The sequence below is a fragment of the Streptomyces sp. genome, assembly GCF_036566765.1.
GTDB lineage: Bacteria > Actinomycetota > Actinomycetes > Streptomycetales > Streptomycetaceae > Streptomyces.
Genome location: NZ_DATCVQ010000128.1, coordinates 1 through 9083 on the forward strand (window position 1 = coordinate 1; position 9083 = coordinate 9083).

The following is a 9083-nucleotide window of genomic DNA, read 5'->3' on the forward strand; positions in this document are numbered from 1 at the left end:
GGTCGCCGGGCCCGATCGGCGCCAGGTCGGACCGCGTGGGCGTCGCGGCGCGCGCGGCGGGCACCGCCGCCGTCACCGCGGCCGTCGCGGTCAGGGCCAGTAAGGATCTGCGCGTACGTATGTTCATGCCCCGAGCGTTACGGTGATCCCGCGCCGGCGGCCCGGGCTCTGCCCGGGCTGTTGCCGGATCGTGACCGAGGCGGGAGGGGTGGATGGTGCGGGATGGGCAGGAGGGGACCGAGCCGGTCGAGCCCCCCGGGTTCGATGCCGCCGACGCCGTCGGCGGCTTCTTCGTCCTCCGGCGCACGCCCCCACAGACCGGGCAGCCCGCCGGCCACCGCCCCCTGGCCCGCCTGTACGCGGGGGAGACCGCGCCCCTCACCGCCCGCATCGACCGGGTCGCCACCGGGCTGCGCACTCCCGAGCGTCGCGTAGCGGCCTCCACCGCGCACCTCGGCCTCGCCGCCCGCCTTTGGTCCGTCGCCCTCGGCTCCGCGGCGCTGCACGGCGCGTTCCCCGCGCTCGCCCCCGAGGAGCTGCACTGGGACGGGGCGCTCGCCGCCCCCGACGACCTGTGGTGGTCCGGCGCCGACCTCCGCCCCGCCACCGTGGACGCGCTCCGCGAGGCCGTCCTGGAGGCCCATCTCGTCCCGCTGCACGAGGCCCTGCGGCGGGACGGCCGGATCTCTCCCCGGCTGCTCTGGGGCAACGCGGGCTCCGCCCTCGCCGGGGCGCTGCGCGAGCTGGTCCGCTACTCCCGCGCCCACCACCGCCCCGAGACCGCCCGGCGGGCCGCCGCGCTCGTCTCCGGACTGCTCGACCACCCCGACCTGGCCGGAACCGTCCAGGGCCCCGCCCTGCGCCGCACCACCTGCTGCCTCTACTACCGCTGCCCCGGCGGCGGTCTGTGCGGCGACTGCGTGTTCGATCAGTCACCTCGAACGGGTTTGGAGACAGGGCCGTCCGCTCCGTAAACTTCCCCTTTCGTAGGTTTGACAGGAACGAGCGATCGAGGAACGCGAAGGCCATGACGGTGACTGAAGAGACCCAGGAATACGGGCCGGGCGTCGACCCCGACCGCCTGGCCGTCTGCCTGAGCGTGCTGGACGAGCTCGACAAGCTGGAGGTCGACCACCCGGACGCCGTCGCCGTCCGGCGCGCCACGGCCGGCATCTACCGGACAGTGAAGCAGCGCCGCAAGCAGGAGCGCCGGGCCGCGAAGACCGCCCACGACAAGGCCGTCACCGAGGCCACCGCCACCGGCTCCGCCCAGCGGATCGACGACGAGACCGAGGGCATCCTGCCCTCGTCCGTGACCGAGGCCGGAAAGATCGCCGGGATACTCCAGCGCCCGCGGTCCTGCTACACCTGCAAGACCCGCTTCGTCGAGGTCGACTACTTCTACCACCAGCTCTGCCAGGACTGCGCCGCCCTGAACCGGGCCAAGCGGGAGGCCAGGGCCGACCTCTCCGGCAAGCGCGCGCTGCTCACCGGCGGCCGCGCCAAGATCGGCATGTACATCGCGCTGCGGCTGCTCCGCGACGGTGCGCACACGACCATCACGACCCGCTTCCCCAAGGACGCCATCCGCCGCTTCAAGGCCATGGACGACTCCGCGGACTGGATGCACCGGCTCGAGGTCGTCGGCATCGACCTGCGCGACCCGGCCCAGGCCGTGGCCCTGGCCGACCAGGTCGCCGAGGCCGGACCGCTGGACATCCTGATCAACAACGCGACGCAGACCGTGCGCCGGCTGCCCTCCGCGTACGCCGCCCTGGTCGACGGCGAGAGCGCCGCGCTGCCCGCCGGCGAGCTCCCCGCCCACCACGTCATCGGCGCGTTCAACTCCGGCGCGGTCGCCGAGCTCGGGACGTCGTCCGCGCTGCCCGTCGGCGTGAGCGGGCTCGACGCGCAGCAGGTCGCCGACCTCGCCCTGGTCGCGGGCAACGCCAGCATCGCCCGGCACCTCGACGGCACCGCCATCGACGCCGGCGGCCTGGTGCCGGACGTCGTCGACACCAACACCTGGGTGCAGACCATCGAACAGATCTCCCCTGTGGAGCTGCTCGAGACCCAGCTGTGCAACTACACCGCGCCGTTCATCCTGATCAGCAAGTTGCGTCCGGTGATGGCCGAGGCCGCGGGCAAGGCGGCCAGCGGGCGCTCCTACATCGTCAACGTCTCCGCCATGGAAGGCGTGTTCAGCCGCGGCTACAAGGGCGCGGGGCACCCCAACACCAACGCCGCCAAGGCCGCGATGAACATGGTGACGCGGACCAGCGGCCAGGAGATGTTCCAGACCGACGGCATCCTCATGACCTCGGTCGACACCGGCTGGATCACCGACGAGCGCCCGCACTTCGACAAACTGCGTCTCGCCGAGGAGGGCTTCCACGCTCCGCTGGACCTGATCGACGGCGCGGCCCGGGTCTACGACCCCGTCGTGCGCGGCGAGGCGGGCGAGGACCTGTACGGCGTCTTCATGAAGGACTACGCGCCCGCCAAGTGGTGACCGCGCCCGGCAAGAGGTGACTTCGTGCGCGACTGCGGTCGGGACGACCGACCGCAGTCGCCATGTCTGGAATGCGTCACATTTCTGGGCCCCATCGAGCGCCAGCGCGCTCATTTGGTTACTCTGATGTCCACGGTCCGCCAACGGAGTTTCACAAAACCCCCGCGGCCGGCCTGGGGACTGGCCTGTATCAGGGCCGCGGTCCCGCCCGAACACGGCGCCACCGCGACCGACGGCCATGTCCTTACAGGTACGCGACACAAAGGAGTGCGCGGTGACACCAGATCTGACGAAGCAGGAACAGCGACCCGTCGAACCTACGGACCGGAAGACCCGGTCCGGCGAACTGGGCAGCCTCGAAGTGTGGGCCCACGCGGCCCCGATTCGACTGGCCGGCTACGAGGACGACCTCGCGGAGCCGCACATCCTGCCCGGCATCGACTGAGTCGTGCCGTCGCTTCGCCCCGTGCCCCCGGCCGCTCCCGGCCGGGGGCACGGGTCCGTCCGGGGCCGGTCCCCGAGGTCGCGCGCGCTCAGCGGTCCGTCGGGGTGCGCAGCCGCGCCGCCGGCAGGAAGTCGCGCACGTACGTCCGGTGCCACCAGGCCCCGGTGGCCCGCAGCTCCCGCCAGGTCGTGAACCGGTACAGGTAGAGCCGGGCCCTGATGTGCGTCGGCGGCGCGTCCGGGAACGGGTTGTGGCGCAGCAGCCGCAGAGTGTCCCGGTCGTTCACCAGGAGCCGTTCCACGAAGCCGCCGAACCAGCCCTCGGCGTACGCGGGGGAGAGCGCGGCGAACCACATCAGCCAGTCGAGCCTCAGGTGGTACGGGGCGAACTGGCGCGACACCCTCCGCACGTCGCCGGGCTTGCCCCTGAAGCCGTACTCCTTCCACACCGTGCCCTCGTGGAGCGCGGGTTCGTCGGTGCCCTCGATCACGATCTCCTGTCGCAGTCGGCCCACCGTGCCGAACGCGCCATAGGCGTTGACCAGGTGGAACGGGTCGTACGAGCGGTTCATCGCCTGCCGACGGGAGAGCAGGTTGCGGGCGGGGCGGTAGCTGCGGACCAGCACCAGCGCGGTGACGGCGCAGACCAGGACCACGTACCAGAGCGGCGGATCGGGCCGGGCGTGCTCGCCGGCGACGAGCGAGCCGTCCATGGCGGAGAGCGCGAGCACGACGGTCAGCCAGTTCAGCCAGGCGAAGTTGCCGGACAGGACCAGCCAGAGCTGGGTCGCCACCATCAGTCCGGCGGCGACCGTGGCCACCGGCTGTGGGGTGAACAGCAGCACCGGCACGACGAGTTGCACGACGTGGTTGGCGCCGGCCTCGACGCGGTGCAGTGGCCGCGGCAGGCGGTGGAAGAACCAGCTCAGCGGGCCCGGCATCGGCTGGGTCTCGTGGTGGTAGTACAGGCAGGTCAGGTTCCGCCAGCAGGCGTCGCCGCGGATCTTGATCAGTCCGGCGCCGAACTCGACCCGGAAGAGCAGCCAGCGCAGCAGGAACAGCACGAGGACCGGGGGCCCGACGTCGTCGTTGCCGAGGAAGACCGCGAGGAACCCGGTCTCCAGGAGCAGCGATTCCCAGCCGAAGGAGTACCAGGTCTGGCCCACGTTCACGATGGACAGGTACAGCACCCACAGGACGGCCCACAGGGCCATCGACGCGGCGAGCGGGACCGCGTCGCCCGCGCCCGCGACCAGGGCGAGCGCGACCGCCGCGCCGGTCCAGGCGCAGGCGGCGAAGAGCCCGTCCGAGTACCGCAGCCGGAACAGGGTGGGGGTGCCGCGCGCGGGCGCCCGGCGCAGGAACTCCGGTACCGGGAGCATTCCGCGCTCGCCGATCAGCGCCCTGAACTGGAGAGCGGCCGAGAGGAACGCCACGAGATAGAGCGCGGCGAGTCCCCGTTGGAACACGATCCGGCTCAGCCAGTAGTCCGGTGCGGTGAACCACTCCATCGCCTCCAGTATCGACCCGGGGGCGGAGCCGGTCAGCCCGCGAGCCGGGCCAGGGTGCGGCCGAGGCGGCGCGCGTAGGCGTGCTGGAGGACCGGCACCACGGGGCCGCCGAGCCGGCTGTACCAGCGGGCCGGGCGGCTGAACGCGGTGACGGTGAACCACACGGACCCGTCGTCGTGCAGGTCGACGACGAAGGACTCCTCACCGCACTCGGGGTGACCGTCGAGGGTCCCGTACCCGAAGCCGATGCGCCGCTCCTCGTACCGGGCCCAGATCACCTCGCAGGGGGCGCGCAGCCGCAGCGGGCCCGCCCCGGCGGACACCTCCAGGCGGACGCCGGGCGCGGCGCGCGGCGCGTCGGCGCGCACCTGGGCGCCGGAGGCGCGGTGCATCCGCCAGGCGGTGACGGCCTCGCCCGCGGTCTCGAAGACGTCCTGGCCGGCGCCGACCGGGACGGTGAGGTGGAGGTGGGCGTAGCCGCGGGGCAGCGGGCCCTGCAGAGTGCTGCCGTGCTCGGGGTAGGTGAGCGCGGCCGGGGTGTCGGAGAGGCTGCGGATCAGACGGGTCATGAGGCGTCCCCTTGCGCGGTTCAGCTCAGCTTGCCTGCTTGAACGCGTTCAATTCAATGGGTTCAGGGTAGCGGCTTGGCTGAACGCGTTCAAGCGGGTCCGCTCGGACCGGGTCGTTCCGCGCGTCCGTCCCATGGGCCAGCCCGGCTTGCGGGGCGATCCCCGATACGGCAGACAGGGAGGAGAAAGCTGGGCAGAAAGGCTGGAGAACCCTGTGCGCGCATCCATACGCCGACCCCGAGCCGTCGTCCTCGCGGCCCTCGCCTCCGCGTTCCTGATCGGCGGCGTCGGCGGCTGCGCGGCGGGCCGCGTCGCGGAGCAGCCGGCCGCGGCGGACACCAGGGAGGTCTTCCTGGAGCCGGTCGCCGATCAGGGGCCCGACCCCTTCACCGCGTCCACCGCGGCCTCCTCCGCGCCCACCCCCTCCGCCCCGTCCCCGAGCGCCCCCGCGCCCTCCCCGACGTCCAGCGTCCTGGCGCTGCGCGAGATCACCGGCTCCACCCCGGGTCTGTACGGCGGCACCCGCTCGGTGGGCAGCTGCGACGTCGAGCAGCAGGTCGCCTTCCTCGCCGCCGAGCCCGACAAGGCCCGCGCCTTCGCCGAGGCGGCCGGCGTGAACGAGGCCAACCTCGCGAGCTGGCTGCGCGGGCTCACCCCGGTGCTCCTGCGCGCCGACACCCGCGTGACCAACCACGGCTTCCGCGACGGAGTGCCCAACGCCTTCCAGTCCGTCCTCCAGGCCGGCACCGCCGTCCTCGTCGACCAGTACGGCGCACCGCGCGTCCGCTGTGCCTGCGGCAACCCGCTGCGCTCCCCGATCCCTCTCCAGGACGCCAAGCCCACCGGCAAGCCCTGGGCCGGGTACCGCCCCGACCGGGTCATCGTGATCGAGCCGACCACCATGGTGATCAACAACCTGATCATCGTCGACGTTGTGAACGACACCTGGATCCAGCGGGAGACCGGCACCGACGGGGACCAGGACCGGGAGCCCGTCGTCGTCCCGCCGTGCGACCCCGACGAGTGCGACATCGTCACGGACCCGCCCACCCCGCTGCCCGACCCCTCCGACAGCGGCGCCACGACCAGCCCGCCGCCGGCGACGCCCGAGTCGCCCGACGTGCCCGACGGACCCGCCACACCGGAGCCGCCCTCGCCCGAGGACCTGTTCCCGAGCGGGCCGAACGGGCAGGACGGGGGCGCGTCGCCCGTACAGCCGGAGACCTTCGAGGGCTGACGACGCCGTGACCACCCTCCCGGACCCTCCCCGCTGCGCCCCGCGCCCCGCCGTGCGCGCGCCGTGGGCTGCGCCTAGCGTGGCCCCATGAGCGCGGGCACTGGGGGAGCGGACGCGGCCGACCACCACTGCCGCGACGGGCGGACCGGGGGCGCGGCGGCCTGCTTCATGGCGGAGTACGGCGCCGCGTTCCGGATGGGCAGCTTCGACTGGGACCTCGACGCCGGCACGCTCTCCATGGACGACTCCGCGCTAGCCGTCTTCGACCTGCGCCCCGACGAGTTCGACGGCGACCCGGTCAGCCTCGCCGCGCGCGTGCCCTCCGACGAGGGCCGACGGCTCGACACCCTGGTCTCGTACGCGCTGAAGAACGGCAGCGCCGACTACGGCGCGTACTTCCGGATCCGCCGCCGCGACGGCACCACGCGCTGGACCCACACACAGGGCATCATCCGGCGCGACGACACCGGCCGCCCGCATCGCATCCTCGGCATCGTGCGAGACGCCTCCGACGAGCTCAGCGAGTCCGCCGCCCGGACCGTCATGGACGAGGGGCGGAGCAAGCGCACCAGCGTCGTCGAGAGCACCACGGCGGCGCTCGCCCACGCCCGGACCGTTCAGGACATCATCGACCTCCTGAACAACGCCCAGGGCCTGGAGTACTTCGGCGCGACCAGCCTCGTCATGGGCCTCCTGGAGGCGGGCCGGATCCACCTGCTTGCCGAGGGGCCGGACGGCTCGTTCGTGCCCGGCACCCGGTTCACCCGGGTGGACGAGCAGTACCCGATGAGCGAGGTGATCCGGACCCTGTCGCCCCGGTTCATCGAGAGCGCCCAGGACTTCGCGGACTCGTACCCGATCCTCTGGCCGCACATCAGCGGCCTCGGGATCACCGCCGCCGCCTATCTCCCGCTGATCGCCCAGGCCCGGCCGATCGGCGCGCTCGGGCTGCTGTACAGCGACAAGACCGGCTTCTCCGACGACGAGCGCAACCTCCTGGTCGCGCTGGGCAGCAGCATCGCCCAGAGCCTCAAGCGGGCCATGCTGTTCGAGCAGGAGCACGACATCGCCGAAGGGCTCCAGCAGGCCATGCTGCCGCGCCGGATCCCCGAGGTGGCCGGAGCGCAGATAGCCGTCCGATACCGCTCCGCCCGGCTCGGCCGGGACATCGGAGGGGACTGGTACGACGCCATCCCGCTGCCCGGCGGCCGGGTCGGGGCCGTCATCGGCGACGTCCAGGGCCACGACACCCACGCGGCGGCCGTCATGGGCCAGCTGCGGATCGTGCTGCGCGCGTACGCAGCCGAGGGCCACACCCCGGCCACCGTGATGGCCCGCGCCTCCGTCTTCCTGCACGAACTGGACACCGAACGCTTCGCCACCTGTACCTACGCGGAGGCGGACCTGACCACCGGGGTCGTGCAGATCGTCCGGGCAGGGCACGTCGACCCGCTGCTCCAGGAGACCGACGGCGTCTGCCGCCGACTGTCCGTGCAGGGCGGGCTGCCGCTCGGGCTCTCCGCCGAGTTCGGCCGGCTCGACTACCCGGTCACCGCGCTCGAACTCGACCCCGGACAGACCCTGCTGCTCTACACCGACGGCCTGGTCGAGAAGCCCGGCGCCGACCTCGACGACGGCCTGCAGTGGCTGTCCGACCTGGTGCGCAACGGGCCGCGCGAGCTCCAGAAGCTCGCCGACCACCTGTGCGAGGTCGTCGACGAGCAGGGCGGCGGCGACGACGTGGCGATCCTGCTGCTGCGCCGCCGGGGCGCGTACTTCCCGCAGGCCGGCGGGCGGCTCCAGCAGCACGTCGCCCAGGGCGACCCGGAGGCGCTGAGCTCCGCCCGGCACATGGTGCGCGCGGCGGTCCGGGCCTGGGGCGCGGGGGCGCGGGCGGACGAGATCGAGCTGATCGCGGACGAGCTGATGACCAACGCGCTGATGCACACCGACGGCGGGGCGATCGTGACCCTGCGGATGCTCGCGGGGCCCGAGCGGCGGCTGCGGGTCGAGGTCGAGGACCGCTCCAGCGCGCTGCCGCGGCGGCGCGACGCGGGGGAGTCGGGGGTCTCGGGACGGGGGCTGCTGCTCGTGGACCGGCTGTCCGACGTCTGGGGCGTTGAATCGCGGGGAAGCGGCAAATGCGTCTGGTGCGAGTTTCTTGTTAACGATGAGTGAAATGACCGTACTTGACCGTAACCGACCAAAGACGGTTGACTGCGGGCTCCCGCAGCCCTCCGAGGACATGAGGAACCGTTGAGCAGCGAGCTTCTGGCACCTCTGGATCTGGCGTTCTGGCACCTCGAGACCACCGACCACCCCATGCACCTGGGCGCCCTCGCCCACTTCGGCCCCGCCGCCGACGAACCCGCCGCCCTGCTCCAGCTGCTCTCCCGCCGCGCCGCCGCCATCCCGAGGCTGCGGATGCGGGTGCGCGACGTCCTGCTCCCGGTCGGCGGCGCGGCCTGGCAGACCGACCCGGACTTCGACGTCCACCGGCACGTCCGTCACATCGCCCTGCCCGGCGCGGACTTCGCGGCCGAGACCGCCCGGCTCGCCGGCGAGCTGATGGAGCGCCCGCTGGAACGCGGCCGGCCCCCGTGGGAGATGTACCTGCTGACCGGCGGCCCGGACGGCGCGTTCGCGGTCCTCGTCAAACTCCACCACGCGCTCGCCGACGGCCTGCGCGCCGTCGCCATCGGGGCCGGCATCTTCGACGAGATCGCCGCCGCCCGCACGGCGCGCCGCCTCCGCCCGCGCGCCGTGCCGCCCCGGTCCTGGATGCCGGGCCCCCGGCAGCTCGCCGGCGC

Annotated in this window: 8 protein-coding genes; 6 read left to right on the forward strand and 2 right to left on the reverse strand. The window is 73.0% G+C overall.

The features are described from left to right. The first annotated feature begins 212 nt into the window (after positions 1-212). The 3 genes from VIU94_RS06640 (at position 213) to VIU94_RS06650 (ending at position 2957) form a co-directional block, all read left to right on the forward strand. Positions 213-974, forward strand: coding sequence for an IucA/IucC family C-terminal-domain containing protein (locus VIU94_RS06640; protein WP_331908553.1), 762 nt, complete (start codon positions 213-215; stop codon positions 972-974). A 53-nt stretch (positions 975-1027) separates the two neighbouring features. Next, the gene (locus tag VIU94_RS06645; RefSeq protein ID WP_331908555.1) at positions 1028-2512 is read left to right on the forward strand and encodes an SDR family NAD(P)-dependent oxidoreductase; all 1485 of its coding nucleotides are present in this window, start codon (positions 1028-1030) and stop codon (positions 2510-2512) included. Positions 2513-2786: 274 nt separating this feature from the next. Beyond that, positions 2787-2957, forward strand: coding sequence for a hypothetical protein (locus VIU94_RS06650; RefSeq protein WP_331908557.1), 171 nt, complete (start codon positions 2787-2789; stop codon positions 2955-2957). A gap of 88 nt (positions 2958-3045) precedes the next feature. Here VIU94_RS06650 and VIU94_RS06655 read toward each other — a convergent pair whose 3' ends face one another. Together VIU94_RS06655 and VIU94_RS06660 are read right to left on the reverse strand one after the other, a co-directional pair. Then, positions 3046-4467, reverse strand: a complete 1422-nt coding sequence (locus tag VIU94_RS06655; RefSeq protein ID WP_331908559.1) for a lipase maturation factor family protein — start codon at positions 4465-4467, stop codon at positions 3046-3048. A gap of 32 nt (positions 4468-4499) precedes the next feature. Continuing rightward, the gene (locus tag VIU94_RS06660; protein WP_331908561.1) at positions 4500-5036 is read right to left on the reverse strand and encodes a DUF1990 domain-containing protein; all 537 of its coding nucleotides are present in this window, start codon (positions 5034-5036) and stop codon (positions 4500-4502) included. 214 nt (positions 5037-5250) lie between these two features. Here VIU94_RS06660 and VIU94_RS06665 point away from each other — a divergent pair, with 214 nt between their 5' ends. The 3 genes from VIU94_RS06665 to VIU94_RS06675 form a co-directional block, all read left to right on the forward strand. Then, entirely contained in the window at positions 5251-6273 is a 1023-nt protein-coding gene (locus VIU94_RS06665; protein WP_331908563.1) for a DUF6777 domain-containing protein, read from the forward strand. A gap of 168 nt (positions 6274-6441) precedes the next feature. Then, positions 6442-8451: a SpoIIE family protein phosphatase gene (locus VIU94_RS06670; protein ID WP_331908567.1), complete on the forward strand. Its 2010-nt coding sequence runs from the start codon at positions 6442-6444 to the stop codon at positions 8449-8451. Between the two features lie 78 nt (positions 8452-8529). Next, a partial coding sequence (locus VIU94_RS06675; RefSeq protein WP_331908565.1) for a wax ester/triacylglycerol synthase domain-containing protein occupies positions 8530-9083 on the forward strand: 554 nt, incomplete at its 3' end.